Genomic DNA, 26,322 nt, shown 5'->3' on the forward strand with positions numbered 1-26,322 from the left:
TGGTTAGCCTGGTCGGACACGGCCGTGCAACCGGCCGCGCAGACTAGGAGGACCGCCCGTGAAGGCCGCGGTGATGACCGGGCGCGCGCTGGTCGCGTTGCTGTCCGCAGCCGTGCTCGTCGTGGCGGGGTACGGCTGGGCGACGCTCAAGCGGGTCCAGGGGAGCGTGAACACGACGGACGTGATCAGCGCGCTGTCCGACATCCCGAACGCCCCGCCCGCCGAGGACGGCGCGCTGGACATCCTGCTCGTCGGCAGCGACAGCCGCACCGACGCGCAGGGCCGCCCGCTGCCCGACCGGGTGCTGCGCGAGCTGCGAACCGAGGCGACCGACACGGTGAACACCGACACCGTGATCGTGGTGCGGGTGCCGCGCAACGGCGGCAAGGCGCACGCGGTGTCCATCCCGCGCGACACCTACCTGCCGATCCCGGACCACGGCGAGGAAAAGATCAACTCCGCCTACGGCCTGACCCGGTACTACACCATGGAGCGGCTCGCCGCCGAGGGCGGCCACGACCTGGAGGAGCGGACCAAGCTCGGCGACCAGGCCGGGCGGCGCGCGCTGGTGCAGGTCGTGCAGGACCTGACCGGCGTCCGGGTGGACCACTACGCCGAGGTCAACCTCTACGGGTTCTACCTGCTGACCCAGGTCGTCGGCGGCGTCGAGGTGTGCCTGAACCGCGCCACCAGCGACCCCGACTCGGGCGCGAACTTCCGGGCCGGCGTGCAGACCGTCTCCGGCGGCGACGCGCTGGCGTTCGTGCGGCAGCGCAAGAACATCCCGAACGGCGACCTCGGGCGGATCACCCGCCAGCAGGTGTTCCTCAAGTCCGCGCTGTCGCAACTGCTCTCCGCCGGGACGCTGGCCGACCAGGGCCGGATGACCGGCCTGCTGGACGCGATGTCCAAGTCGGTGGTGGTGGACGACAAGCTCGACCTCGCCACGCTGGCGGGCCAGGCGCAGGGGCTCGCGGGCGGCAACGTCGAGTTCACCACCATCCCGGTGACCGGGGTCGGCGCGGTGAACGAGCGCGGGCAGAGCATCGTCACGGTGGACCGCGAGCAGGTCCGGGCGTTCGTGGCGGAGGTGCTGGGCGCGAAGACGCCCGCGCCGTCGCCGACCGCGACGGTGCCGACCACGACGTCGGTGGGCAGGTTCGCCGGCGGCGGCCTGGTGACGCTGGACGGCCCGCGCCGCGCGCTCGCCCAGGGGCCGCCCTGCGTCGACTGACCCGGGCTGGGCCGGCGCGCGCCAGGATGGCAGGGTGGGTGCCATGACCGTCACGGAAACCCTGCTGACGCCGCTGCTCGCGGCAGGTCCCGGCCGTCCGCTGATCACGCACTACGACGACGCCGAGGGCTCGCGGGTCGAGCTGTCGCGGGCGACCGTGGCGAACTGGGCGGCGAAGACGGCCAACTGGCTGCGCGACGAGCTGGACGTCGAGGCGGGCGACCCGGTGGCGGTGCTGCTGCCCGCGCACTGGCAGACCGCCGGCGTGCTGCTCGGGGCGTGGTGGTGCGGCGCGGTGGTGACCGACGACCCGGCCGGCGTGAAGGTGGCGTTCGTGCCGCCCGGCGGTGCCGCGCCCGGAGCGGACGCCGTGGCGACGGTGTCCTTGCACCCCATGGGACTCGGCTGCGGGGCCGACCTCGACTACGTGGACGAGGTGCGGTTGCACGGCGACGACTTCACGCCGTGGGGGCCCCTCCCCGGCACCGCCCCGGCGCTCGGTCGGTCCACTGTGGACGAAGTGGTGGCGGAGGCGCGGCAGCGCGCGACGACGCTCGGGATCGGGCCGGACACCCGGGTGCTGTCCACCCTGGAGTGGGCGCAGCCGGACGGGCTGCTCAACGGTTTCCTGGCCGTGCTGGCGGGCGGCGGGTCGCTCGTGCAGTGCACCAACGCGAAGGCGGAGCTGCTGCCCGCGCGGCGGACCGGTGAGCAGACGACCCTCGACCTGGTCGGCTAGGACCGCGCGCGAACGCGACGGGCGGCCGTCCGCCCGTCGCGTCGGAGCCGGCGCTAGGCGGTCTGCCTGCTGCGCCGGACCAGCCGGTCGACGGTGAGCGAGCCGCCGTTGAAGCCCAGCGCGAGCGCGGCCACGCCCAGCGCGAGCACCAGCTCGTAGCCGCCCTGGCCCAGCAGGCCGTTGGGCAGGTGCACGATCAGCAGCGCGCCGGCCATGTCGATCGCCAGCAGGACGCCGACGACCGGCAGCGCCGCGCCCGCGACGAGCAGCGCGCCGCCGCCGAGCTCGACCAGGGCGGAGAACCAGGCGGAGACCGTCGGGAGCGGTACGCCCATGCCCTGGAACGCCTGGGCGGTGCCGTCGAGCCCCCACTCGGTGAGCTTCTGCCAGCCGTGCGCGATGAACACCACGCCGACGCCGATGCGCCCGATGAGAGCTGCCACGTCCCGAACCATGCGCCGTCCTTCCGTCGGTGGACCTTCCTTCCCCAAGCTATATGAATCTTCAACAACTTTCGGATGCGCGGGCGGGGTTGACAGCATCCCGACAGGCGTATACAAAACCAAGTGGTTAGATAACCAGTAGGTTAGGTGACAATGGCAGACGACCCGCTGAGCACCACGTTCGCCGCGCTGGCCGACCCCACCAGACGAGCCATCCTGGCCCGCCTGGCCGAGGGGGCGGCCACCGTGAAGGAACTGGCCGAGCCGTTCGCGATGAGCGGCCCCGCCGTCTCCAAGCACCTGAAGGTGCTGGAGCGGGCCGGGCTCGTGACGCGCGGTCGTGACGCCCAGTGGCGCCCCCGCGCGCTCGACGCCACCCCGCTGCGCGAGGTCGCCGAGTGGACCGACGGCTTCCGCCGGTTCTGGGACGACAGCCACCGCCGCCTGGACGCGTACCTGGAACGGATGAAGGAGCAGGAAGATGACCACTGACACCGCCTCCGCGTGGAGCACGCCGACCGACGTGGAGGTCGCGGTCACCCGCACCTTCGCCGCACCCCAGCGGCTGGTGTTCGAGGCGTTCACGAAGCCGGAGCACATCGTGCACTGGATGCTCGGCCCGGACGGCTGGACGATGCCGGTCTGCGAGGTCGACCTGCGCCCCGGCGGCACGTGGCACATGGTGTGGCGCAGGGCGGACGGCACCGAGATGAGCATGACCGGCGAGTACCTGTCGGTCACGCCGCACTCGGAGACCGTGCAGACCGAGGCGTGGGGCGAGGACTGGCCGGAAACCGTGAACACGACCCGTTTCGTGGCCGACGGCGAGCAGACCACCGTCGTGCAGACGATGAAGTACCCGACCCGAGAAGCCCGCGACCGCGCGTTGCAGACCGGGATGAAGGACGGGGCAAACACCAGCTACGACCGCTTGGCCGAGTACTTGACCGCCCAGGTGTGACCAGGTCCGTCGGACCTGGTTCTCCGGACGTCAGCCCACGCAGGCGATGACGGGCAGAAGGACCTGTACCTGAGCGGCGGACGGGTCATGAATCAGCCGGTCGGGTGACAGCTCCATCGCAGCTCAGGCCCACTGCACTCGATCTTCGGAACGGACGCCTATCCGACGCTGTTGGAGAAGGCGTCCGTTCTGATTCACGGGGTGGCGAACGCCCACGGTTCATGGACGGCAACAAGCGCACCAGCCGGATGTGCGCGACGACGTTTCTGGCTTTGCACGACTCGGAGATCGAGAAGCTGCCGGACGAGGTCGCCGGCCAGTTCGTGCTGGACTTGATGCACAACGCGATCTCGATCAGAAACGGAGCCCTGTGGCTGCTCGACCATGTCGAAGCCCCGTCCACCAAAGTCGGTAAGACCGCCTGACACCTTCGGGTGCGCACGGAGGGCGCCCCTTCCGATGTCATCAGGTGCCTGCTCCCACCGGGCTGTCATTTGCGCGGGGGAGGACTCGTCAGGCTGACAACGGCGAACGGCTTCACCATCCAGTGCGACCAGTCAGGTAGCGGAATTCCTGCGATCTTCCGTGAGAACCCCGCTACCTGAACAGGTTCAGCCCTTGAGCAGCGCGCGGCTCATCACCACGCGCTGGATCTGGTTCGTGCCCTCGTAGATCTGGGTGATCTTCGCGTCGCGCATCATGCGCTCGACCGGGAAGTCGCGGGTGTAGCCGGCACCGCCGAACAGTTGGACGGCGTCCGTCGTCACCTCCATCGCCACGTCCGACGCGTAGCACTTCGCCGCCGCCGTGATGAAGCCGATGTTCGGCTCGCCGCGTTCCGCCTTCGCCGCCGCGACGTAGACCATGTGCCGGGCCGCCTCGATCTTCATCGCCATGTCCGCGAGCATGAACTGCACGCCCTGGAAGTCGGCGACCGCCTTGCCGAACTGCTTGCGGTCCTTGACGTAGGCGATGGCGGCTTCCAGCGCGCCCTGCGCGATGCCCACGGCCTGGGCGCCGATGGTCGGGCGGGTGTGGTCCAGGGTGCGCAGGGCGGTCTTCAGGCCGGTGCCCGGCTCGCCGATGATCCGGTCCTCCGGGATGGTGCAGTTCTCGAAGTGGATCTCGCGGGTCGGCGAGCCCTTGATGCCGAGCTTGCGCTCCTTCGAGCCCACGACGAAGCCCGGGTCGTCCTTGTGCACCACGAACGCCGAGATGCCCTGCGACTTCTTCGGCGCGTCCGGGTCGGTCACCGCCATCACGGTGTACCAGGTCGACTCGCCCGCGTTGGTGATCCAGCACTTCGTGCCGTTGAGCACCCAGTGGTCGCCGTCGAGCCGCGCGCGCGTGCGCATCGACGCCGTGTCGGACCCGGCCTCGCGCTCGGACAGCGCGTAGGACGCCATCGCCTCGCCCGACGCGATGGACGGCAGCACCTGCCGCTTGAGCTCCTCCGACGCGGACAGCAGGATCGGCATGGTGCCGAGCTTGTTCACGGCCGGGATCAGCGAGGACGACGCGCAGGCGCGCGCGACCTCCTCGATCACGATGCACGTGGCGACCGAGTCGGCGCCCTGGCCGTCGTACTCCTCGGGCACGTGCACCGCCGCGAAACCGGACTTGACCAGCGCGTCGAGCGCCTCGACCGGGAAGCGCTCCTGCTCGTCGACGTCGGCCGCGTGCGGCGCGACCTCCTTGTCGGCGAGCGCCCGGACGGCCTCGCGCAGCGCCTCGTGCTCCTCGGCGAGCTGGTAGGTACCGAAACTCGGGTCCACGTTAAGTTACCTCCCGGTAGGGCCTCTACCGAGATGTTAGCGCGCGTTCACCGGCTCGGGCCCTGTGCGGTCGGCAACAGGGCCCGAACCGACTACGCCGGGCTACAGCGACGCGCGCAGCGCCTCGTCCTTCTCCAGCACCAGCCGCTCCAGCGACTCCTGGAACGCGGCCATCCGCTCCTGCAGCGCCGGGTCGGCGGCGGCCAGGACGCGCACCGCCAGCAGGCCCGCGTTGCGCGCGCCGCCGACCGACACGGTCGCCACCGGCACGCCCGCCGGCATCTGCACGATCGACAGCAGGGAGTCCATCCCGTCCAGGTACTTCAGCGGCACCGGTACGCCGATCACCGGCAGCACCGTCGCCGACGCGACCATGCCCGGCAGGTGGGCCGCGCCGCCCGCGCCCGCGATGATCACGCGCAACCCGCGTCCGGCGGCCGACGCGGCGTAGTCGAGCATCCGCTGCGGCGTCCGGTGCGCGGACACCACGCTGACCTCGAACGGCACGTCGAACTCGGCCAGCGCCTCGGTGGCGGCCTTCATCACCGGCCAGTCCGAGTCGCTGCCCATGATCACGCCGACTGACGTCACTGCTGTCCTCCGTGGATGTCGTACCCGTCCAGCCACACGCCGTCGGACAGCCAGTGCGCCGCGAGCCGGGCCCGCTCCCGCACCTCGTCCAGCCGCTCCCCGAGCAGCGTCACGTGGCCGATCTTGCGCCCCGGTCGCTCCGCCTTGCCGTACAGGTGCACGTGCGCGTCGGGGAACCGGGCGAACAGGTGGTGCAGCCGCTCGTCGGTCCCGATCTCGGGCGGCTGCTCCGCGCCGAGGACGTTCGCCATCACGACGGCGGGCGCGGCCAGGTCGGTCGCGCCCAGCGGGTAGTCCAGCACGGCCCGCAGGTGCTGCTCGAACTGGGAGGTGCGGGCGCCCTCGATGGTCCAGTGGCCGGAGTTGTGCGGGCGCATCGCCAGCTCGTTGACCACGAGCCCGTCCGCCGTCTCGAACAGCTCCACGGCCAGCAGGCCGACGACGCCCAGCTCGGACGCGATCCGCAGCGCCAGCTCCTGCGCCTGCTCGCCGGTCGTGCCGGGCGCGGGGGCGAGCACCTCGACGCAGATGCCGTCCTTCTGCACGGTCTGCACCACCGGCCACGCCGCGCCCTGCCCGAACGGCGACCGCGCCACCAGGGCGGCCAGCTCGCGGCGCATCGGCACGCACTGCTCGACCATCAGCGGGGTGCCGGCGGCGAGCAGCTCGGGCACCACGCGCTGGGCGCTCTGCGGGGTGTTCAGCATCCACACGCCGCGCCCGTCGTAGCCGCCGCGCACCGCCTTGAGCACGCACGGCCAGCCGTGCCGCGCGCCGAAGCCGAGCACGTCGGCCGTGGACCCGACCGCGCTGAACGGCGGCACCGGCACGCCGAGTTCGGCCAGTTTCACCCGCATGACCAGCTTGTCCTGGGCGTGCTCCAGCGCCTCCGGGCCGGGGTGCACCTTGACGCCGTCGGCGACCAGCGCCCTGAGGTGCTCCTGCGGCACGTGCTCGTGGTCGAACGTGAGCACGTCGCACGACTTGGCGAAGGCCCGCAGCGCGTCCAGGTCGGTGTGCTCGCCGTACTCGACGTCCCGCGCGACCAGGGCGGCGGGGTCGGAGTCCGATTGGGCGAGCACCCGCAGCGACTGGCCGAGGGGGATCGCGGCCTGGTGGGTCATGCGGGCGAGCTGCCCGCCGCCGATCATGCCGACGACCGGGAGACGAGTTCGGGAGTCCACGGGAAGCGAATCCTACCTGCGCGAACGGAGGCCGCCGACCACGCCGTGCGGCGGGGTGGGACGGGGGAGGCCCCGCGCGCCCCCGATGCGCGCGGGACCTCCCCCGGCAGGCCGTCCGCGCTGCGGCGACCCGGGTCGGTCAGAGCCGGTACGCGCGGCGGACCAGCCCGAAGGCGAGCACGAGCAGCCCGGCCGACAGCAGCCCGTAGAGGGCGAACTCGAAGAGCTGGAACGGCACCAACCGGTCGACGGGGTGGTGGTCCACGTAGTACGAGACGATCCCGCTCTCCCGGAGGCACTGGTTGTAGGTGGCCTCGGTCTCGCCGGAGCAGATGGGCAGCCGCACCTCGTTACCGGCGGCGTCGAGGAAGCCGCTGCCGACCCGCAGGGAGTCCTGTAGCGCCGACTCCGCCGTCATGAGCTCGTCGAGGGGTTGCGGGAACGGCTCGACGAACCGCTCCGGCGACCAGAAGCGCGGTCGCCACACGTTGGCCATCAGCAGGCGGACCACGGTGAACACCCCGAGCGTCACGGCCATGGCGACGAGCGTCCGCCGGAAGACCGCGCTGAGCGCCAGCCCCAGCGCGAACCCGAACAGCGCGTACCCGGCCTGCATCAGCGGCGCGGCCTCGAACGCGTCGGACCCGAACGGCCCGAACGGCAGGTACACCTGTTGCGTCGCGCGGGTCGACGCGACCCAGGCGTTCACCGCGCGCAGCAGCACCGTCGTGGCCGCGCCGAGGCCCGCCGCGAGGGCAACCGCCGGCACGACGAGCAGCACGACCTTGCCCGCCAGCCACCGCGTGGGCGAGAGGTCCTGCCCCCAGGCCAGGACGTAGGTGCGCTGCTCGTACTCGTGGGCCAGCAGCGGCGCGGCCCAGAACACCGCGACCAGCCCGCCGAACACGGTGGAGAGGATCACCATGTTCCGGCCCGTGGCGGTGAAGCCGATGACCTCGCGGAAGAACGCGGGCACGTCGGCGTCGGCCTGGCCGGAGAACGAGGCCATGACGAGGCTGAACGCCGACCCCAGCACGACCAGCCCGCCGAGGGCCACGACCGCCCAGCGGTGTTGCCGCCAGGTCAGCCACGCCAGGTCACCCCAGCCGATCCCGGTCCGCCGCCGCACGGGCGTGGACGTTGTGGTGGCGCTCATGCACCGTGCCCCTTCCTGGTGACCGCGAGCTGCGCGAGCACGTACTCCTCCAAGGTCACCGGCCGCTGCACCCACGGCTCGGCGACCGCCGGCCGGGACTGCCCCCCGGGCAGCTCGACGAGGAACGTCGACTGGGTGCCGGTGTGCCGGGCCTGCACGACCGCGCCCGCCACGGGCGGGGCGTCGGCGGTCGGACCGGCGTAGGACGCGTGCCGGGTGAGCAGCTCGTCCACGTCTCCCCCGGCCAGCAACCGGCCGCCGGCCAGCAGCAGCAGGTAGTCGGCGACGCCGGCCAGCTCCGCCACCACGTGGGTGGACAGCAGGACCGTCATGCCGGTCTCCTCGACCTCGGCGAGCAGCTCGGCGGTCACCTCGCGGCGGGCCAGCGGGTCGAGGTTGGCCAGCGGCTCGTCCAGCATCAGCACGGTCGGCCGCGCCCCGATGGCCAGCGCGAACGCGACCTGCGCCTGCTGGCCGCCGGAGAGCTTGCCGCACGGCCGGGTCAGCGGGATCTCGAAGCGCTCCAGCCAGCGGACCGCGCGGTCCTGGTCCCACACCAGGTTCAGCCGCTTGCCGACCTCCAGCATCTCGGCGGCGGTGAAGCGCCGGTAGACCGGCTTCTCCTGCGCCACGAACGCCACCCGGCCCGCCGTGCGCACGGTGCCCTCGTCGGCGTTGAGCAGGCCCTTGAGCACGCTCATCAGCGTCGTCTTGCCGGCGCCGTTCGCGCCGACCAGCGCGGCCACCCGCCCGGCCGGCAGCTCGAACGCGCACCCCCGCAACACCCACTTGGCGCCGTAGCGCTTGCCCAGGCCGTCCGCCCGCACCGCCGTCGCGGACTCGTCGACGGTTCCCGTCACGGCAGTGGTCATCCGACCCCCACCCCTTCCCCCTCGTTCTCGCCGGCGGCCACCACGGACCGCACCAGCGCGTCGATGTCCTCGTCCTCCAGGCCGGCCGCGCGCGCCCCGCGCACCCAGTCGGCCAGCCGCGCCCGCAGCACGGCCATCACCTCGGGGTCGGTCGTGCCCAGCCCCGCCTTCACGAACGTGCCCGAGCCCTGGCGTGCCTCGACCAGGCCGGACATCTCCAGTTCGCGGTACGCCTTGAGCACGGTGTTCGCGTTGACACCGCTGCTCGCCACCACGTCGCGCACGGTCGGCAGCCGGTCGCCCGGCCCCAACCAGCCGAGCCTGAGCGCCTCCCGCACCTGGCGCACGAGTTGCAGGTACGCCGGCAGCCCGCTGGACCGGTCGATGCGGAACTCCACCACCCGCCTCCTGAAGTGTTCTACTCAACTAAGACACTAGAAGACCAGAACGGTCGCCGACCTGTCAACCGGTCCGTCCCGGGAGCAGCGGGGGCAGTCCGAGGCGACCGACGCAGACACGGGTGACCTGGGAAAAGAAGAGACCCGCGACGTGGGGGGAACGTCGCGGGTCTCGGCGTGGAGGAACGGGCGGGCGCTGGACAGGGGGTGGATCAGCGCCCGAGCCCGGCCAACAGTTCGGCGGCCTGCTCATAGGTGGCCGGCAGCTCCTCCAGCCAAACCTCCGCCGGTCCGGTCGGGGCCACGTGGGGGTCCACCGCGAGCCGATCGGCCGTCAGCAGCCTGAGGTTGCCCACCGTCCGGCGCAGCCGGTCGTCCTTCCTGACCAGCACCGCCGCCAACGACGGGCCGAGGGACGCGATGGTCTGGCCCGAGTCGAACACCTCCCGCAGCGCGTCCGCCAGCAGCGTCATCGCCACCACCCGCGACCAGCCGGACGTCCGGCTCAGGTCCAGCGCGACGAGCACCAGCAGGTGGTCCTGGTGGCCGGTGGTGCGCGCCTCGGCGTACACCTCGCGCAGCCTGGTCCGCAGGTACGCGCCGGTCGCCAGGCCGGTCAGCGGGTTGTCCGCCGCGCAGGTCGACGCCTGCCTGCTCATCACGTCGCCCCAGCCCAGCGCGGTCGCGCGGAGCATCCGGGACGGGACGGCGTCGACGTCGGGCGAGACGATCCCGGTGGAGCCCGGCGGCTCCCCGACCACCGCGTGCAGCGCGGCCAGGTCCAGCAGGGTCTCCGCCAGCCCGGCGCCCGCCTCCGCCCGCGCGCCGCCCAACCGGTACAGCTCCGCGCCGGGGTCGGCGGTGCGCAGCACGGCGGCGCACACCTCGTCGACCTCGGCCAGCGGCCAGTCGGCCGGGTACGACCACCCGGCCGCCATGCTCGCCGTCCGCCACCTGGACCGGAGCGCCCGCGCGCCGTCCGCGCCGGACCGGCGCGTCATCGCCGGCTTGCCGGCCTCGCCGGCGGCTGCTTCCCGCACACCCACCCGGATGCCTCCTCGACCTCGGGATACGAATACGGGACGTCGCGGCGGCTGATCCATGACGGCACTCCACCGCCCCGGTTGGGGGGTTCCGGGTGACGGTCCGCTACGCCGTAGGTCACACTGGGCGCGCGAGGAGGGAAAACACGTGGCGACCGTTCCTGCTGAAGTCCAGGGACCGAGCGACGCGGAGCTGATCGACTCCGTGCGCGGCGGGGCGATCGACGCCTACGGGCAGCTCTACGAGCGCCACGTGGGCGCGGCCTACAACCTGGCCCGACAACTCGCCCGCTCCGCCGCCGAGGCCGACGACCTCGTGGCGGACGCGTTCGCCAAGGTGCTGGACACCCTGCGGGCCGGGCGCGGCCCGGACTCGGCGTTCCGCGCCTACCTGCTCACCGCGCTGCGGCACACCGCCTACGACAAGACCCGCCGGGACAAGAAGCTCGACCTCGCCGACGACGTCACCGCCGTGGCCGGGGCCGAGGCCACCTCGGTGCCGTTCCGGGACACCGCCGTGGCCGGGCTGGAGCGGTCGATGGCGGCCAAGGCGTTCGCCCGGCTCCCCGAGCGCTGGCAGACCGTCCTGTGGCACACCGAGATCGAGGGCCAGTCCCCCGCCGAGGTCGCGCCGCTGCTCGGGTTGACCGCCAACGGCGTGTCCGCGCTGGCCTACCGGGCGCGCGAGGGGCTGAAGCAGGCGTACCTCCAGGTGCACCTGGCCGAGACCCGGGCCGAGCGCTGCCGCGCCACCGCGGACCGGCTGGGCGCGTGGACCCGGGGCGGTCTGTCCAAGCGGGAGACCACCCAGGTCGAGGCGCACCTGGACGAGTGCGCCGACTGCCGGGGGCTGGCCGCCGAGCTGGCCGACGTGAACGGCGCGCTGCGCGCGTTCGTCGCGCCGCTGGTGCTGGGCCTGGGCGCGGGCGGCTACCTGGCCGCCACGGCCACCACCGCGAAGGCCGCCACGGCGGTGGCCGTGGGTGCCGGCGCGGGCGGTGTCGCGGGCGCGGCGGGGTCCGCGCCCCGGCAGCTCTTCGGCGCCGCCGCCTCCGTCGCGGCGCTGGCCGTCGCGGTGGCGATCGGGCTGGCGTCCGGCGGCGGGGACGAGCCGCCCGCCGCGCAGCCGTCGCCACCCCCGACCACGCAGGTGCAGACGACCCGGCAGACCCCGCCGCCGTCCCCGGCGCAGACCGCGCCGCCGCCACCCGCGACCTCCGTCGACCCGCCGTCGCCCACGCCGTCGCCCACCCCCGGGACCACATCCGAGACCCCGACGCCCACGCCGGAGCCCCAGCCCCAGCCCGAACCGCAGCCCCAGCCCGAACCCGGACCGACGCCCCCCTCGCTGGTGCCGACCGTGCCCAGCGGGTTCGCGCTCACGCCCGGTTCGCCGCCGGTCGACCTGCCGATCACCGTGCGCAACACCGGGGGGACGACATCGCAGCCCGCGAGCGCGGCGCTCGTCCTGCCGCCCGGCGTGCGGTCGGTGGGCCCGGCCGCGCGGCTGGTCGGCGGCCGGCTGCTGCAGGTCGACGGCGCGGCCGACGAGACGGTGCCGTGCCCGGCCGGCGAGGGCGCGATCACCTGCGCCACCGCGCAGGGCCTCGCGCCCGGTGGGTCCGCCACGTTCGTCTTCCGGCTGCTCGCCGCGCAGGACGCGGTGGGCGGCACGATCAACGGCACGGTGTCCGCCGGCACCACGATCTCCGTCGGCATCCGGCTGGACGTCGAGATCCGGCCCGTGGACGACGACCTGGACCTGCGGGCGCACAAGTGGCACCACGGCTTCTGGGACCCCCGCATCGACATCAAGGCCACCAACACCGGCGGCCGACCAGGCACGCTGCGGCTGGTGGTCGAGGCCGACGAGGACATCGTGCTCGTGGGCCTGCGGCCGGACTGCGAGCGCGGCCGGCAGCAGGTCGTGTGCGAGCGGGAGCTGGCGCGCGGCGAGTCGTTCCGGCTGTCGGTGTGGGCGTTCGGCCTGCCCCACCGGGGCGGGCAGGTCACCGTGACGGGCACCCTCGGCTCCGCCTCGAAGTCGGTCACCGTGCCGGTCTGGCAGCACCCCGGCCACGACGACCAGGCGCCCGAACCGCCCGTGGACGAGCCGGACACGCCCACCACCACGCCGACCACGACCACGACGGCACCGCCGACCACCACGACCCCGCCGACCACGCCCGTGTCGGAGCCGCCCGCCGGCACCACGACCGTCGAGCAGCCGCCCACGACCGACCCGGTCCCGCCGTCGACCGGGACACCGGAACCGCCGGCCACCACCCCGCCACCGGCCACCGACCCACCGCCCACCACCGCGCCGCCGACGCGCCTGGAGCCGCCGTGCGCGCCCGCGCCGACGTGGTGGCCGCCCGGCCTGGGCGACCTGCTGCCACCGGGGTTCTGCCGGCCCCCTCGGTGATCGACCGGGGCCGGCGTCGGTAGGCTGCCCCGGTGCTGCCACTAGTGCGCCGGATCTTCAGCCGCCTCCCCGAGCCCGTGCGGTTCCTGGCCAACAAGCACCGGGAGCTGATCAGGTTCGCCGTCGTCGGCGGCACGACGTTCCTCATCGACAACGGCATCTGGTACGCGTTGAAGCTGACCATCCTGCAGGACAAGGTGGTCACCGCGAAGGCCATCGCCGTGCTGGTGGCGGTGATCTCGTCCTACGTGCTCAGTCGGGAGTGGTCGTTCCACACCAGGGGCGGGCGGGAGCGGCACCACGAGGCCGCGCTGTTCTTCGTGGTCAGCGGGATCGGCATCGGCGTGAACCTCGCGCCGCTGACCGTGTCGCGGCACTTCCTCGACCTGCACAGCGAGTTCGCCGACTTCGTCAGCGGCTCGATCATCGGGATGCTGCTGGCGACCGCGTTCAAGTTCTGGGCGATGCGCAAGTTCGTGTTCCCGGAGGCCGACGCCCGGCCGGACGTGCGCCCGCTGCGGGCCCGGCCCGAGGACCGGCGCGACGTCGCCTGATCAGCGTTTCCGCCCGTTCTCCGTACACTCGACCGGGTGTCCGTAGTCGAGAGCGTCGTCCGCCGCCTGCCCGAGCCCCTGCGTTCGCTGGCGCTCAAGCACAGAGAGCTGCTCAAGTTCGCGGTGGTCGGCGGCACCTGCTTCGTGATCGACACCGCCATCTTCCTGGTGCTGAAGACCACGGTGCTCGCCGAGAAGCCCGTCACGGCCAAGGTGGTCGCCACCCTGGTGGCCACCATCGTGTCCTACGTGCTCAACCGCGAGTGGTCCTTCCGGACCAGGGGCGGCCGGGAGCGCCACCACGAAGCCGCGCTGTTCTTCCTGGTCAACGGCCTCGGCATCGCCCTGAACTCGCTGCCGCTGTGGGTGTCGCGCTACCTGCTGCACCTCCAGGAGCCGCACGTCGGCCGGCTGGGCGAGGAGGTCGCCGACTTCGTCAGCGCGCAGATCGTCGGCACCCTGATCGCCATGGCGTTCCGCTGGTACGGCTACAAGAAGTGGGTGTTCCCCGAAGCCGACGCCCGCCCCCGCGCCAAGCGCTCCTACGACTCGGCCGACGACGAGAACCTGGGCCACTCCTAGGCGGGCGTCCCGGTGCCGCCGCCCAGCAGGGTGAGCGCGGCGTCGTGCAGCAGGCCGTTGGTGGACAGCACGTTCCCGCCGTCGAAGCGGTCCACCCCGGACAGGTCGCTGAACCGACCGCCCGCCTCGCGCACCAGCACCTGGAACGGCGCCACGTCCCACGGGTTCACGACCGGCTCGGCGGCGACGTCGATCGCGCCCTCGGCCACCAGGCAGTGCTGCCAGAAGTCGCCGAACGCCCGGTTCTCCCAGCACGCGTCCACCAGCCGCAGGTACGCCTCCCGCGAGTGGTGCTCCACCCACGACCCGAGGTGCGTGGTCGACAGGTAGGCGTCCGCCAGGTCCGCCACGCCCGACACGGTGATCGCCCGCTCCCCCGTCGCGTCCCGGGTGAACGCGCCCCGCCCGGCGGCGGCCCACCAGCGGCGGCCCAGTGCGGGCGCGCTGACCACGCCGACCTCCGGCGTCCCGTCCACCACCAGGGCGATCAGGGTGGCCCACACCGGCACGCCGCGCAGGAAGTTCTTGGTGCCGTCGATCGGGTCCACGACCCACGTCCGGCCCGCGCCCACCACACCGCCGCGCTCCTCGCCCGCGACCTGGTCGCCGGTGCCCGCCAGCACCTCGCGGATCGCGTCCTCGACCGCCACGTCGGCGTCCGTCACGGGCGTGCGGTCGGGCTTGCGGGCCACCACGAGGTCGCCGGCGCGGAACCGGGCGGTGGTGATGGCGTCGGCGGCGTCGGCCAGTCGCAACGCCAGCGTGAGATCGGTGGACACGCGGGGATCGTGCCACGCCTACGCTGGGTGCCGTGAGCGTGGTCTTGCTGGCCGAGGACGACCCGGCCATCGCGGAGCCCCTGTCCCGCGCGTTGCAGCGGGAGGGGTACCAGGTGCACGTGGTCGGCGACGGCCCCGGGGCGTTGGAGGCGACCGCGCACGGCGGCATCGACCTGCTGGTCCTCGACCTCGGCCTGCCCGGGATGGACGGGCTGGAGGTGTGCCGGCGGCTGCGCGCGGGCGGCCGGGGCATCCCGGTGCTGATGCTGACCGCCCGGTCCGACGAGGTGGACTTCGTGGTGGGGCTGGACGCGGGCGCGGACGACTACGTCGCCAAGCCGTTCCGGCTGGCCGAGCTGATGGCCCGCATCCGGGCCCTGCTGCGCCGCCGCGCGCCGGGCACGCTGGAGGTCAACGGCGTGCGGGTGGACCTCGCGGCGCGGCGGGTCACCGTGGACGGGCAGGAGGTGCAGCTCGCCAACAAGGAGTTCGAGCTGCTCCGGGTGCTCATCCAGCGGGCCGGGCAGGTGGTGCACCGCGACGAGATCCTCTCCGAGGTGTGGAACGACCCGGAGCTGAAGAGCAGCAAGACCCTCGACATGCACATGTCGTGGCTGCGCCGCAAGCTCGGCGACGTGCGGTCGATGGAGCGCCGCATCGCCACCGTGCGCGGCGTCGGCTTCCGGTTCAACACGGCGGACTGACGTGCGCAGCCGCATCCTCCGCGCGATCCTGCTGGCCGTCGCGGTCACCGGCTTCGCGCTCGGCATCCCCCTCGGGTACGCCGCGCTGCGGCTGGTGGACGACGGCGCGCACGCCGACCTCCAGGCCCGCGCGCAGCGGATAGCGGCCTCCGTGGACGACCAGATCGCCGCCGGGCACGCGATCGACCTGGCCCCGCTGGAGGTCGGCGTGCCGACCGGCGGGCACCTGGTCGTCACCTCGGGCGGCGGGCGGCAGGAGTTCGGGATGTCGCCGGGTGAGGACGCGCTGGCCGTCGAGGTGCCGATCGCGCAGCAGGGCACCGTGCGGTTGGAGGTGTCCTCCGGGCCGATGAGGACCTCGCAGTACCAGGTGGCGGCGTTCGTGGTGCTGCTCGTGGTGCTGTCGGTGGGCACCGGGACCGTGGTGGCGACGGTGACCGCGCGCCGGCTCGCCAAGCCCCTGCGGCACGTGGCGGTGCGCGCGGCCCGGCTCGGCGCGGGCGACTTCCGGCGCGACGACCGGCGGCACGGCGTGCCCGAGCTGGACCTCGTCGCGGAGGCGCTGGACCGCTCGGCGGGTGCGCTGGCGCTGCTGGTGCAGCGGGAGCGCGAGCTGGTCGGCGACGTGTCGCACCAGCTCCGCAGCCGGCTGACCGCGTTGCAGCTCCGGCTGGAGGCGCTGGCGGAGCACCCCGACCCGGAGACGGCGGCCGAGGCGCGGGCGGCGCTGGAGCAGGCGGAGCGGCTGGCCGGCGTGCTCAACGAGCTGCTGGCGGCGGCGCGCGCGGCGCGGGCGGTCGGCGCGGAGCCGCTGGACCTCGGCGCGGAGCTGTCCGCGATCGCCGAGGAGTGGCGCGAGCCGCTGCGCGGCGTCGGCCGGGCGCTGCGGGTGCGGGTGCCCGAGGGGCTGCTGGCCCGCGCCACGCCCGCGCGGCTGCGCGAGGCCATCGGGGTGCTGCTGGACAACGCCCTGCGGCACGGTGAGGGCCAGGTCGTGGTGTCCGCGCGCAGCGACGAGGGCACGGTGGTGGTGGAGGTCGCGGACGGCGGCGCGGGCGTGCCCGACGAGCTGGCCGGGCACATCTTCGAGCGCGGCGTGTCCGGCGGCGGCTCGACCGGCGTGGGGCTGGCGCTGGCGCGGGCGCTGGTGGACGCGGACGGCGGGCGGCTGGAGCTGTCCACCGCCCGGCCCGCGACGTTCGCCGTCTACCTGCCGGTGCCGAAGGCCGACGACGTGGTGGGCGTGACCTGGCGTTCGGACCTCACGCCCCGCTAGCTCCCCGCGCGGCGGACTGCTCGACGGCTGGTGCGGCTGGTGCAGCAGTCGCGGCGGGCGCTTCGGTCGCCGTCGCCGTTGCGGGCGCGGTGGGGTCGGGCGCGGTGGGGTCGGTCGCCGGGGGCGCGGGTTGGGGCAGCAGGCCCACCGCGCCGCGCACCACCTGCGCCCACACCAGTCGGCCGAACAGGTAGTGGCAGGCGACGTCCTCGCTGGTGAAGCGCGCCCAGTCGTACCGGTTGCCCTGCTCGCGCCAGAACACCTCGACGCCCTCGTGGTCGGCGACCAGGCACCAGGCGTTGTCCGCCTCGGCCCCGATCGACACCACCTCGGCGGGCACACCCACGGCGAGCAGCCAGCCCTGGACGGACTCGGCGTTCATCGGACCTCCTCCAGGTAGCCCAGCGCGACCAGGTCGGCCACCGGGTAGGTCGTCCGGTACCGCACGCCGCCGCCCTCCTGCCCGAACCACTCGGCGGACAGCGTGAACCACACCGGCAGGTCCCGCGCCACGCGGTACCGGCGGTACCCGGCACCCAGCGCGGCGGGCGGCAGCGAGCGGCAGGTGAACGGCGTGCCCGACTCGGACAGCACCCGGCCCTCGGGGCCGCCGAACCGGTCCAGCTCGACGCCGGCCGCGAGCACGCCGGGCTGCCCGGCCTCGTAGCCGCCCTCGGGGAACAGCTCGGCGGGCGGCCACGCGTACTCCGGCGGGTCCGGGCGGACCAGGAACCGCCGGTCCCAGTCCCGCTCGTGCATCCCGGCCTGCGGGTCGTAGCCCGCGACCAGCGCCGCGCCCGGCACGCCGCCGGGAGCGCGCGCGAGCCTCGGCCGCTGCCGGGCCGACGCGTCGACCAGGTGCCCGTCCGGGTGGCCCTGCGGCTCGAACCGGAGGCCGGGCGCGAAGTCCCGCTCCTCGGGCGGCGCGGGCAGTTGCCGGGAGGGCGCGGTCTGCGCGGGCGGCAGGGTGCCACCGGGGAACACGTGCAGGAAGAACAGCGCGACCGACTCGTCGGACGGCTGCGCCCCCTGCCCGGCCCGCTGCGCCGCGACCACCTCGGTGGGCACGACGGCCGCACCCTGGCCGCCACCCGGCACACCGGACACCGGCCCGAACCCGGCCGGGAAGCCCCGGCCGCCGGTGACCGTGCCCGCGTCCGGGAAGCCCTGTGCCGGCACCGCTCCGGGACCGCCCCGGACGAGGGTGTCCCGCCCGCCGGTCGTCAGCGGCAGCACCGCGAAGCCCAGCGCGGCGTCGTCGCGCGCCTTGGCCGCGACGTCCTTCGCCGCCTGCGCCGCGTCTTTGGCGGCCTGGGCGGCGTCCTTCGCCTGGACGGCCTGCCCCCCGTCCTTCGCCTGGGTGGCCTGGTTGCCCGAGCCGGACTGACCGCCCTGGGTCGCCTGGCCGGACTGCGGTGCCTGGCCGGGGAGTTGGCCGGCGTCCTTGGTCAGCGCCGGGCCGCGCTGGTCCGCGCGCTGGCCGCCGGCCTGCTGCGCCTGCCCTTGGCCCTGCTGACCGGTCTGCGTCGCCGGGGACTGGGTCGCCGGAGACTGGGCGGTCGCGTTGTGGGCCACCGGACCGGCTGCCGCACCCGCCGCCGGGGCACCCGCCACCGCACCACCGGCCACCGCACCGCCGACCGGTCCGGACGGGACGCCGCCGGGAGCGCCGAAACCGGGCCCCTGCGGGGTGGTCGCGGCGGGAGCGGCCGGTTGCGGGGCCGGGGCGTGCGGCTCGACGGGCAGCACCGGGCGGTCCAGGACCGCCGCCGACGACGAGGTCACCGTGTCCGCCGCCCGGACCACCGGGTCGACGACCGGCCCGAGGTCCAGCGGACCGCCACCGACCGGGGCACCGCCCACCGGAGCGCCACCGGGCAACGGCACACCGCCGGTCAGCGGCGCACCACCGGTCAGCGGGGCCGTCACCTGGTTCACCAGGCCGGGACCGCGATCCGGGCCGTGGCCGGGCGCGCTGCCCGCGCCGTCGTCGTGACCGCGTCCGGGCGGCCCGTCCGCCCCGCCGTGCACCGCGCGGTCCACGGTGTCGGTGACGCCCTCGACAGCCCGGTCGACGGTGTCGGTGACGCCCTCGACGGTCCGGTCCACGGTGTCGACCGCGCCGTCCACGACCTCGCCGACCGTGCCGAGCACCGGTTCCACGACCGCCGCGACGGGCGGCACGACCGCGCCCACCAGGTCGCCGACCAATCCGCCGCCGCCCTGCGAACCGCCGCCGAGCAGGTTGCCGAGCAGGCCCCCGCCCCCCTGGCCGCCCTGCCCCTGGCCGCCGGACCCCTGACCGCCTTGACCAGGACCGCCGGAAGTCTGACCGCCTTGGCCCTGACCACCGGGCTGCCGGCCGCCGTCGCCTTGTCCCGCACTGCCCTGGCCGCCGGAACCGTCCTGGCCGGTGTCGGGCCGGCCGCCGCCCAGGAGGTTGTCCAGCAGGCCGCCGTTGCCGCGCTCGCGCACCGGGACGGGCACGTCGACCGGCGCGTGCACGCCCGGGTTGGCGTTCACCGGCGGCGGGCCGCCGACCTGCACGCCCGAGTCCAGGCGGATCGCGTCGGTCAGGGTGTTCGTCACGTGGCTGACGTTGGCCGCCGCGCCCTTGAGCACCGCGTCCAGCCCGAGCAGGGCGGTCGGGTGGCCGGCGGACGCGGCCTGGTTCGCGGCGTCCGTGTTCTTCGCCAGGTTCACCAGCTCGCGCACCAGCTCGACCTTCGCCGCGCCCACCTGCTGGGCGGCGTGGTCGAGCCGGTCGGCGGCGGCGGTGCAGCCGCGCGCGGTGGCGTTGAGCCTGCCGTCGGGCGCGGTGAAGCCGTTCCAGTGGGCGCGCGCCGCGTCGCCGGTCGCGCCGGTCATCGCGGACAGCGCCTTGCCGGCCGCGCCGTCCGACTCGCCGGCCAGCGTGCCCAGCTTCGCGCCCGCCTCGCGCCACGCGGCGGCGGAGGAGCGCAGCTTGTCCTCGTCGGCCTGCGGCCAGGTGACGCCGGCCCTGGCGGCGACCTCGGCGAGTTCCGCCGGCAGCTCGATGCCCATCTCGGTGCCCCCTGTGTCAGACCGCGCGGAAGGCGGCGCTGTTGCCGCCTTCGGCGGCGCGGTAGGTGCGGGCGGTCTCGGCGAACCGGTCGCCGACGCCGTCGAAGCCCTTGCCGAGGTCGCCGAGCCCGGTGAGCGCGTCGGACGACGGCCGCACGTGCGAGGAGGCGAAGCTCCGGCCGACCGCGTCGTCGCCCCAGCACGCGCCCAGCGCGTCGAGCGCCCCGCCCAGGTCGCCGAAGATCTTCCCGGCCCGCTCGGCGAACGTGCCGAAGTCCGCCGCGCCGGCCTCGATCCTGGCGAGGTCGGTTTCGAAGCCGGTCATCGCGGTCCCCCGGAGGTCTCGACGTTCAGCCAGTCGCGTTGTTCGAAGTCCTCGTCGTCCTCGACGGCGCGGCGGCGGCGCTCGACCGGCGGGGGCGCGAACTCGTCCGGGCGCAGGTCGGCGGTGCCGCGCACGAGCGCCTCGGGGTCGGTGCCGGCGGGCAGCACCGGGCTCAACGTCCGGTAGGTGCGCTCGGCGGCCCGTGCCGCCGCCTCCTGCGCGGTGCGCAGGACGACCTGAGCCAACTGCGCGGGGCGCAGCCGGTAGGCGGCGTCGGTGAGTTCCAGGTCGGTCAGGGCGCCCTGCGCGCCGACGGTCGCGGTGACCGCCCCGTCCGGGCTCGTCGCCGACGCGGTGATGCCCGCCAGGTCGCGCTGCACGGACGCGAGCTGGTCGCGGCTGCGGCGGTAGTCGGCCAGCAGTTCGTCAACCTGGGCGCGGTGATCGGTCGTCACACGGCCACCTCCGGTCTGCGCCGTCGCCGGGCATGGTCGTCGGTCGCGCGTTGGACGTTGCGACGCGCGGCCCGGTTCCCACCCGGTCGGGCGCATTTTCACCGAGCGCACCCGGCCGGTCACGGCCGACCGGCGCACCGGCGCGCGGCGACGGCCGGAGCGCCGCCGCGACCGGACGGCCTCAGCCCCGCAGCGCCCGCACGACCCGCGACGGGCTCGGGCGGCCGAGCCGCTCGGCCATCCACGCGCTGGTGTCGCACAGCTTGTCCAGGTCGACGCCGTGCGCGATGCCCAGGCCGTCGAGCATCCACACCAGGTCCTCGGTGGCGAGGTTGCCGGTGGCGGACTCGGCGTAGGGGCAGCCGCCCAGGCCGCCGGCGGACGAGTCGACGGTCCGCACGCCGGCCAGCAGCGCGGCGTAGGTGTTGGACAGCGCCTGCCCGTAGGTGTCGTGGAAGTGCACGGCCAACTGGTCGACCCGGTCGAACCCGCTGATCAGGCCGGTGACCTGGCCGGGCGTGGCGACGCCGACGGTGTCGCCCAGCGAGAGCTGGTCGCACCCCATGTCGAGCAGCCTCTTGCCGACGCCGACGACCTGCTCGCGCGGCACCGCCCCCTCCCACGGGTCGCCGAAGCACATCGACACGTACCCGCGCACCCGCAGCCCCTCGGCCTTGGCGCGGGCGACCACCGGGTCGAACATGCCGAACTGCTCGTCCAGCGTGGAGTTCAGGTTCCGGTTGGCGAAGGTCTCCGTGGCGCTGGCGAAGATCGCGACGTGCGAGACGCCCGCCCGCAGCGCCCGGTCGAGGCCGCGCTCGTTGGGCACCAGCACCGGGTACTCGACGCCGGGCCGCCGGGTGAGGCCGGCCAGCAGCTCCTCCGCGTCGGCGAGCTGCGGCACCCACTTCGGGTGGACGAAGCTGGTCGCCTCCAGGACCGCGCCGCCCGCGTCCGCGAGCCGGTCCAGGAACTCCAGCTTCACCGCGACCGGGACGGTCGAGCTCTCGTTCTGGAGGCCGTCGCGGGGACCGACCTCCCAGATGGTGACGCTCTCCGGCAACCCCCCGCCGACGACCCGGTCCGGCAGTCCGACCTCACGCGCGCCCATCGCTGACCCTGTCCTCCGGCTGGAAATCGTCGTCCGGGTTGTCGTTGATCCCCCGGTAGAGCAGGGAGTGCGCCCGCTCCACGTCGGGGATGTCGTCGAACTCCAGCGGCTCGTCCGACGCCGACTCGATGATCAGCGTGCCGCAGCCCAGCACCCGATCGAGCGGGCCGTGCTCGAAGCGCACGCTGGAGACGCGGGTGAGCGGGATGACCAGGCCGGTGCGCTTGAGCACGCCCTCCCGGTACATCACGCGGTCGCTGGTGATGGTGAAGTGCGTGGTGCGCCAGCGGACCACGGGCGTCAGCACCAGCCACGCGACCAGCACCGCCGCCACGGCGGCGATGACCAGCCAGGCGGTCGACGCCCAGGACAGGTCGGCCGCCCACACCGCCAGCGCCGCCGCCGCGCCGACCACGACGAGGAGCACCAGCGCCGGCAGCAGCAGCACCTTCCAGTGCGGGTGCTTGTGGATCACGACGTGCTCGCTCGGACCGAGCAGGTCGTCCGGGTAGGCCACGACGGTCCTTTCGCCAGGCGCGGGTGCCGGGCCTCACCGTACCCGCAGGTGCACCACGTCCCCGGCGGAAACCACGTGGTCCGCGCCGGCGTCGTCGCGCAGCGCGAGCGTGCCGTCCGCCCCGACCGACCGGGCCGTGCCGGCCAGGTGGCCGCCGGGCAGCTCCACCCGGACCGACCGGCCGATCGTGCCGCAGTGCGCCCGGTACTCGTCCAGCAGGCCGGTGCCGACGGGGTCGCCGCCCGCGTCGCGCCAGAGCCGTTCCAGCCGGTCCAGCTCGGTGAGCAGGGTGACCGCGACCTCGGCGCGGTCGACCGGACCGGGCGCGTGCTCGCCGAGGGCGGTCGGGGCGAGCCCGCCGACGCCCGGCGCGACCTCCGGCGGCAGCGCGGCGACGTTCAGGCCGATGCCGACCACGACGGCGTGCCCGGCGGTGATCTCGGCCAGCACCCCAGCCGCCTTCCGGTCGCCGACGAGCAGGTCGTTGGGCCACTTCAGGGTCGCCTCGACGCCCACCGACGCGGCGGTGCGCACCAGCGCGACCCCGGCCAGCAGGGTCAGCCACGGCAGCCGGGCGGCCGGCACGCCGGTCGGCGCGAACAGGGCGCTGAGGTAGAGGCCGCCGCCGGGCGACACCCAGCCGCGACCGCGCCGGCCCTGGCCCGCCGTCTGCTCCTCGGCGATCAGGACGGTCCGGTCCCGCGCGGTGTCGCGCAGGTCGGCGTTGGTCGAGCCGGTCGAGGCGACCACGTCGAGCTGCGCGTAGGGGCCGACGAGGCGGCGGCGGAGGTCTGCGGCGTCCAGTGGCGTGCTCACACCGGCAGCGTAGGAGCGGCCCGCCCCACCCGCTTCGTCGGAGCGGTGTGGAGGTGGGGCGGGCCGCCGGGCAAGCCTGCAACCTCCAGCGCGGTGGAGGTCAACACCCCGGGGTGAGGTGGGCTACTCGCCGGTCACTTCGCGGTGTGATCCTGGTTAAGCTGCCCGGTCATGAGCAGTGCGACCGCCCCCATCGGCGAGGAGCCGGACGTCCACACCACGGCCGGCAAGCTGGCCGACCTGCACCGCCGCAACGACGAGGCCGTGCACGCCGGGTCCGCCCGGATGGTGGAGAAGCAGCACGCCAAGGGCAAGAAGACCGCACGCGAGCGGATCGACCTGCTGGTGGACCCGGGCTCGTTCGTGGAGCTGGACGCGCTGGCCCGGCACCGCTCGACCAACTTCGGCCAGGACCGCAACCGCCCCTACGGCGACGGCGTGGTGACCGGCTACGGCACCGTCGACGGCCGCCCGGTGTGCGTGTTCAGCCAGGACGTCACGGTGTTCGGCGGCTCGCTGGGCGAGGTGTACGGCGAGAAGATCGTCAAGGTCATGGACCTGGCGATCAAGACCGGCCGACCGATCGTCGGCATCAACGAGGGCGGCGGCGCGCGCATCCAGGAGGGTGTCGTCTCGCTCGGCCTCTACGGCGAGATCTTCCGCCGCAACGTGGCCGCGTCCGGCGTCGTCCCGCAGATCTCGCTGATCATGGGCGCGAACGCGGGCGGGCACGTCTACTCGCCGGCGCTGACCGACTTCGTGGTCATGGTCGACCAGACCTCGCACATGTTCATCACCGGCCCGGACGTGATCAAGACCGTCACCGGCGAGGACGTGGGCTTCGAGGAGCTGGGCGGCGGGCGCGCGCACAACACCAAGTCCGGCAACGCGCACTACCTCGCGGGCGACGAGGAGGACGCCGTCGCCTACGTCAAGGACCTGCTGTCCTACCTGCCCGCCAACAACCTGTCCGACGCTCCGGTCCTCGACACCCCGGACGACCTGGTGGCCGGCGCGGTCGAGGACTCGGTCACCGACCTGGACCGCGAACTCGACACCCTGGTCCCGGACTCGGCGAACCAGCCGTACGACATGCACGAGGTGCTCACCCGCGTGCTGGACGACGGCGAGTTCCTGGAGGTCCAGCCGCTGTTCGCGCCGAACATCCTGGTCGGCTTCGGCCGGGTGGACGGCCGCTCGGTGGGCATCGTCGCCAACCAGCCCACCCAGTTCGCGGGCTGCCTGGACATCGACGCCTCGGAGAAGGCCGCGCGGTTCGTGCGGACCTGCGACGCGTTCAACGTGCCGGTGCTGACGTTCGTGGACGTGCCGGGCTTCCTGCCGGGCACCGACCAGGAGTGGAACGGCATCATCCGGCGCGGCGCGAAGCTGATCTACGCCTACGCCGAGGCGACCGTGCCGCTGGTCACCGTGATCACCCGCAAGGCGTACGGCGGCGCGTACGACGTGATGGGCTCGAAGCACCTCGGCGCGGACGTCAACCTCGCGTGGCCCACGGCGCAGATCGCCGTCATGGGCGCGCAGGGCGCGGCGAACATCGTGCACCGCAAGACGCTGGCCAACGCCCTGGCCGAGGGTCAGGACGTGGACGCGCTGCGCGCGCAGTTGCAGCAGGAGTACGAAGACGCGCTCTGCAACCCTTACGTGGCGGCCGAGCGCGGGTACGTCGACTCGGTCATCCCACCCTCCTACACGCGGTCGTACGTCGCGCGGGCGCTGTCGATGCTCCGCGACAAGCGCGAGGTGCTGCCGCCCAAGAAGCACGGGAACATCCCCCTATGAGCGAACGCCCTTACCTGAGCGTCGTGCGCGGCAACCCGGACGACGCCGAACTGGCCGCGCTGACCGCAGTGCTGGCGAACCTGGCCACCACGGGCGAAGCGCCCGACGCCCCGGCCCCCCGCTCGTCCTGGGCCGACCGGTCCCGCCTGGTCCGGCCGCCGTTGGCGCACGGGCCGGGCGCGTGGCGCGCATCCGGCCTGCCCCGCTGACACACCCGGACCGCCGCCCAGGGGTCGGTGGCGGGAGGTCAGCAGTCGACGCGGCGGCTGTTCACCTGGACGCCGTCGCCGAGGACCATCACCTCGCGGCACCGCGCGCCGTCCGGCAGGTGCAGGCGCACCCGCAGCCAGACGCCGCCGCCCGGTGGGTTCAGGTGGGTGTCCAGCACCTCGACGCCGTCCGCCGCCACGGCCCCGGGCACCCGCGCCGGGTCGCCCTGCGCCCTCGCGGACTCGGTGACGGCGTCCATGATCCGGTACTCGACCTGGTCGGAGCGGCTGGCGAACGGCCAGAGCGGCACGCCGTAGCCGACCGGGTCGGTGGACACGACCACCGTCGCCAGCGCGCCCAGCAGGGCGAGCGGCACGAACCACCACCACCGCCGCCGACCGCGGGGCCGGTCGGTCCGGCGGACCACCAGAGCCCGGCGCTGCACCACGTCACCGAGGGTGCCGAACCCGCGCGCCGCGCGCATCGGTAGTTCTACGCAGCGCGACCCGGGATCACCCGATCGCCCCTCGTTCGACGCGCGCGACGCCGCCCGCGTTCCGCCGGCGGTTAGGGTTCCGGGCGTGCGATTCGTGCTTGCTTCCGCTTCCCCCGCCCGGCTGACCGTGCTGCGCAACGCCGGCGTCGAACCCGTGGTCCGCGTGTCGGGCGTGGACGAGGACGCGGTGGCCGCCGCGCTGCCCGACCCCGAACCCGACGAGCTGGTCACCGCCCTCGCCGTCGCCAAGGCCGAGGCGGTCGCCGGCGACGAGCGGGACGCAGTGGTCGTCGGCTGCGACTCGATGCTGCTCACCCCGGACGGCGACGTCGAGGGCAAGCCCGGCTCGGTCGAGGTGGCGCGCGAGCGGTGGCGGCGGATGGCCGGTCGGACGGGCACCCTGCTGACCGGGCACGCCGTGCTGCGCGTGGTCGACGGGCGGGTCACCGCGCGCGTCGCCGACCACCAGGCGACCCGGGTCCGGTTCGGCACCCCGACGGAGGAGGAGCTGGAGGCGTACCTGGCCTCCGGCGAGCCGCTGGGCGTGGCCGGGGCGTTCACCCTGGACGGGCGCGGTGGCTGGTTCGTGGACGGCGTCGACGGCGACCCGTCCAGCGTGATCGGCATCAGCCTGCCGCTCACCCGCCGGCTGCTCGGTCGGGTGGGCGTGATGATGTCCGACATCTGGTAGCCGTTGTCACATTTCGCCTGATCGGGGAAGCTCCCCACCGGGTACCGCGTTGGGGGAGCCGATGAGCGAATTGCTGACGCGCCGCCGTCACATCGACTTCGGGCGCAGGACGAACACGGGCTGTCACGGCTGACCGC

Annotated in this window: 29 protein-coding genes and 1 pseudogene; 13 read left to right on the forward strand and 17 right to left on the reverse strand. The window is 74.1% G+C overall.

The genetic code is table 11. The annotated features are described in order from the left end of the window. Positions 1-58 precede the first annotated feature (58 nt). Both AB0I60_RS17310 and AB0I60_RS17315 read left to right on the forward strand, forming a co-directional pair. Positions 59-1,234 (forward strand): LCP family protein, encoded by a 1,176-nt coding sequence (locus tag AB0I60_RS17310; RefSeq protein WP_360730934.1) that lies wholly within the window; start codon positions 59-61, stop codon positions 1,232-1,234. 43 nt (positions 1,235-1,277) lie between these two features. Then, positions 1,278-1,973 carry a TIGR03089 family protein gene (locus AB0I60_RS17315; protein WP_360730937.1) on the forward strand — a complete coding sequence of 232 codons (696 nt, stop codon included), beginning with the start codon at positions 1,278-1,280 and terminating at the stop codon, positions 1,971-1,973. Positions 1,974-2,026: 53 nt separating this feature from the next. On the opposite strand, the gene AB0I60_RS17320 is transcribed toward AB0I60_RS17315, so the two are convergent. Next, complete coding sequence (locus tag AB0I60_RS17320) at positions 2,027-2,428, reverse strand: DoxX family protein (RefSeq protein WP_360730940.1); 402 nt, start codon at positions 2,426-2,428, stop codon at positions 2,027-2,029. Positions 2,429-2,569: 141 nt separating this feature from the next. Here AB0I60_RS17320 and AB0I60_RS17325 point away from each other — a divergent pair, with 141 nt between their 5' ends. The 3 genes from AB0I60_RS17325 to AB0I60_RS17335 all read left to right on the forward strand — a co-directional run bounded on the left by AB0I60_RS17325 (position 2,570) and on the right by AB0I60_RS17335 (position 3,802). Next, on the forward strand, positions 2,570-2,908 hold the full coding sequence (locus AB0I60_RS17325) for a metalloregulator ArsR/SmtB family transcription factor (protein ID WP_360730942.1): 339 nt from the start codon (positions 2,570-2,572) through the stop codon (positions 2,906-2,908). Beyond that, entirely contained in the window at positions 2,898-3,377 is a 480-nt protein-coding gene (locus tag AB0I60_RS17330) for an SRPBCC family protein (protein ID WP_360730945.1), read from the forward strand. Before AB0I60_RS17325 ends, AB0I60_RS17330 begins: the two co-directional genes overlap by 11 nt. 221 nt (positions 3,378-3,598) lie before the next feature. Beyond that, positions 3,599-3,802, forward strand: a complete 204-nt coding sequence (locus AB0I60_RS17335; protein WP_360730948.1) for a hypothetical protein — start codon at positions 3,599-3,601, stop codon at positions 3,800-3,802. 186 nt (positions 3,803-3,988) lie between these two features. On the opposite strand, the gene AB0I60_RS17340 is transcribed toward AB0I60_RS17335, so the two are convergent. The 7 genes from AB0I60_RS17340 to AB0I60_RS17370 form a co-directional block, all read right to left on the reverse strand. Beyond that, positions 3,989-5,152: an acyl-CoA dehydrogenase gene (locus AB0I60_RS17340; RefSeq protein WP_360730951.1), complete on the reverse strand. Its 1,164-nt coding sequence runs from the start codon at positions 5,150-5,152 to the stop codon at positions 3,989-3,991. A gap of 102 nt (positions 5,153-5,254) precedes the next feature. Beyond that, positions 5,255-5,722, reverse strand: a complete 468-nt coding sequence (purE, locus tag AB0I60_RS17345; protein ID WP_360731341.1) for a 5-(carboxyamino)imidazole ribonucleotide mutase — start codon at positions 5,720-5,722, stop codon at positions 5,255-5,257. Between the two features lie 17 nt (positions 5,723-5,739). Further along, positions 5,740-6,927: a 5-(carboxyamino)imidazole ribonucleotide synthase gene (locus AB0I60_RS17350; RefSeq protein WP_360730953.1), complete on the reverse strand. Its 1,188-nt coding sequence runs from the start codon at positions 6,925-6,927 to the stop codon at positions 5,740-5,742. A gap of 139 nt (positions 6,928-7,066) precedes the next feature. Then, the gene (locus AB0I60_RS17355) at positions 7,067-8,083 is read right to left on the reverse strand and encodes a hypothetical protein (RefSeq protein ID WP_360730956.1); all 1,017 of its coding nucleotides are present in this window, start codon (positions 8,081-8,083) and stop codon (positions 7,067-7,069) included. Continuing rightward, positions 8,080-8,955 carry an ABC transporter ATP-binding protein gene (locus tag AB0I60_RS17360; protein ID WP_360730959.1) on the reverse strand — a complete coding sequence of 292 codons (876 nt, stop codon included), beginning with the start codon at positions 8,953-8,955 and terminating at the stop codon, positions 8,080-8,082. The genes AB0I60_RS17355 and AB0I60_RS17360 overlap by 4 nt, the downstream gene beginning before the upstream one ends. Beyond that, positions 8,952-9,356, reverse strand: coding sequence for a GntR family transcriptional regulator (locus tag AB0I60_RS17365; protein ID WP_360730961.1), 405 nt, complete (start codon positions 9,354-9,356; stop codon positions 8,952-8,954). The genes AB0I60_RS17360 and AB0I60_RS17365 overlap by 4 nt, the downstream gene beginning before the upstream one ends. A gap of 209 nt (positions 9,357-9,565) precedes the next feature. Then, a complete protein-coding gene (locus tag AB0I60_RS17370; protein ID WP_360730964.1) occupies positions 9,566-10,399 on the reverse strand; it encodes a GGDEF domain-containing protein in 834 nt (277 codons plus the stop codon). A 145-nt stretch (positions 10,400-10,544) separates the two neighbouring features. Here AB0I60_RS17370 and AB0I60_RS17375 point away from each other — a divergent pair, with 145 nt between their 5' ends. The 3 genes from AB0I60_RS17375 to AB0I60_RS17385 are packed head-to-tail and all read left to right on the forward strand — an operon-like array spanning position 10,545 to position 13,957. Further along, complete coding sequence (locus AB0I60_RS17375; RefSeq protein WP_360730967.1) at positions 10,545-12,821, forward strand: sigma-70 family RNA polymerase sigma factor; 2,277 nt, start codon at positions 10,545-10,547, stop codon at positions 12,819-12,821. Positions 12,822-12,856: 35 nt separating this feature from the next. Beyond that, complete coding sequence (locus AB0I60_RS17380; protein ID WP_360731343.1) at positions 12,857-13,375, forward strand: GtrA family protein; 519 nt, start codon at positions 12,857-12,859, stop codon at positions 13,373-13,375. A 36-nt stretch (positions 13,376-13,411) separates the two neighbouring features. Continuing rightward, positions 13,412-13,957 carry a GtrA family protein gene (locus AB0I60_RS17385; RefSeq protein ID WP_360730970.1) on the forward strand — a complete coding sequence of 182 codons (546 nt, stop codon included), beginning with the start codon at positions 13,412-13,414 and terminating at the stop codon, positions 13,955-13,957. Here the strand turns inward: AB0I60_RS17385 and AB0I60_RS17390 are convergent. Next, positions 13,954-14,736: an inositol monophosphatase family protein gene (locus AB0I60_RS17390; RefSeq protein ID WP_360730973.1), complete on the reverse strand. Its 783-nt coding sequence runs from the start codon at positions 14,734-14,736 to the stop codon at positions 13,954-13,956. The genes AB0I60_RS17385 and AB0I60_RS17390 overlap by 4 nt on opposite strands. A gap of 38 nt (positions 14,737-14,774) precedes the next feature. Between AB0I60_RS17390 and AB0I60_RS17395 the strand changes: the two genes are divergently transcribed. Beyond that, entirely contained in the window at positions 14,775-15,440 is a 666-nt protein-coding gene (locus tag AB0I60_RS17395) for a response regulator transcription factor (protein WP_360731345.1), read from the forward strand. Between the two features lies 1 nt (position 15,441). Then, the gene (locus AB0I60_RS17400) at positions 15,442-16,716 is read left to right on the forward strand and encodes an ATP-binding protein (protein WP_360730975.1); all 1,275 of its coding nucleotides are present in this window, start codon (positions 15,442-15,444) and stop codon (positions 16,714-16,716) included. Between the two features lie 133 nt (positions 16,717-16,849). Here AB0I60_RS17400 and AB0I60_RS17405 read toward each other — a convergent pair. The 7 genes and pseudogenes from AB0I60_RS17405 to AB0I60_RS17435 form a co-directional block, all read right to left on the reverse strand. Then, a pseudogene (locus AB0I60_RS17405) lies at positions 16,850-17,098 on the reverse strand (hypothetical protein); the annotation flags it as partial. After that, the gene (locus tag AB0I60_RS17410) at positions 17,095-19,761 is read right to left on the reverse strand and encodes a TNT domain-containing protein (RefSeq protein ID WP_360730977.1); all 2,667 of its coding nucleotides are present in this window, start codon (positions 19,759-19,761) and stop codon (positions 17,095-17,097) included. The gene AB0I60_RS17410 and the pseudogene AB0I60_RS17405, both read right to left, overlap by 4 nt. A 16-nt stretch (positions 19,762-19,777) precedes the next feature. Then, positions 19,778-20,086: a hypothetical protein gene (locus AB0I60_RS17415; protein ID WP_360730978.1), complete on the reverse strand. Its 309-nt coding sequence runs from the start codon at positions 20,084-20,086 to the stop codon at positions 19,778-19,780. Continuing rightward, positions 20,083-20,541, reverse strand: a complete 459-nt coding sequence (locus tag AB0I60_RS17420; protein WP_360730980.1) for a YbaB/EbfC family nucleoid-associated protein — start codon at positions 20,539-20,541, stop codon at positions 20,083-20,085. Before AB0I60_RS17420 ends, AB0I60_RS17415 begins: the two co-directional genes overlap by 4 nt. A 181-nt stretch (positions 20,542-20,722) precedes the next feature. Continuing rightward, the gene (locus AB0I60_RS17425; RefSeq protein WP_360730982.1) at positions 20,723-21,652 is read right to left on the reverse strand and encodes a hydroxymethylglutaryl-CoA lyase; all 930 of its coding nucleotides are present in this window, start codon (positions 21,650-21,652) and stop codon (positions 20,723-20,725) included. Next, positions 21,639-22,169, reverse strand: coding sequence for a PH domain-containing protein (locus AB0I60_RS17430; RefSeq protein WP_360730984.1), 531 nt, complete (start codon positions 22,167-22,169; stop codon positions 21,639-21,641). Before AB0I60_RS17430 ends, AB0I60_RS17425 begins: the two co-directional genes overlap by 14 nt. A 33-nt stretch (positions 22,170-22,202) precedes the next feature. After that, positions 22,203-22,985: a biotin--[acetyl-CoA-carboxylase] ligase gene (locus tag AB0I60_RS17435; RefSeq protein ID WP_360730986.1), complete on the reverse strand. Its 783-nt coding sequence runs from the start codon at positions 22,983-22,985 to the stop codon at positions 22,203-22,205. A gap of 171 nt (positions 22,986-23,156) precedes the next feature. Between AB0I60_RS17435 and AB0I60_RS17440 the strand changes: the two genes are divergently transcribed. Continuing rightward, entirely contained in the window at positions 23,157-24,788 is a 1,632-nt protein-coding gene (locus tag AB0I60_RS17440) for an acyl-CoA carboxylase subunit beta (RefSeq protein ID WP_360730988.1), read from the forward strand. Next, positions 24,785-24,997: an acyl-CoA carboxylase subunit epsilon gene (locus AB0I60_RS17445; protein WP_360730989.1), complete on the forward strand. Its 213-nt coding sequence runs from the start codon at positions 24,785-24,787 to the stop codon at positions 24,995-24,997. The genes AB0I60_RS17440 and AB0I60_RS17445 overlap by 4 nt, the downstream gene beginning before the upstream one ends. A 38-nt stretch (positions 24,998-25,035) precedes the next feature. Here AB0I60_RS17445 and AB0I60_RS17450 read toward each other — a convergent pair whose 3' ends face one another. After that, on the reverse strand, positions 25,036-25,482 hold the full coding sequence (locus tag AB0I60_RS17450) for a hypothetical protein (protein WP_360730991.1): 447 nt from the start codon (positions 25,480-25,482) through the stop codon (positions 25,036-25,038). A gap of 97 nt (positions 25,483-25,579) precedes the next feature. Between AB0I60_RS17450 and AB0I60_RS17455 the strand changes: the two genes are divergently transcribed. Next, positions 25,580-26,185, forward strand: coding sequence for a Maf family protein (locus AB0I60_RS17455; RefSeq protein ID WP_360730993.1), 606 nt, complete (start codon positions 25,580-25,582; stop codon positions 26,183-26,185). Positions 26,186-26,322: the final 137 nt, after the last annotated feature.

The organism is Actinosynnema sp. NPDC050436, assembly GCF_040655415.1.
Classification (GTDB): domain Bacteria; phylum Actinomycetota; class Actinomycetes; order Mycobacteriales; family Pseudonocardiaceae; genus Actinosynnema.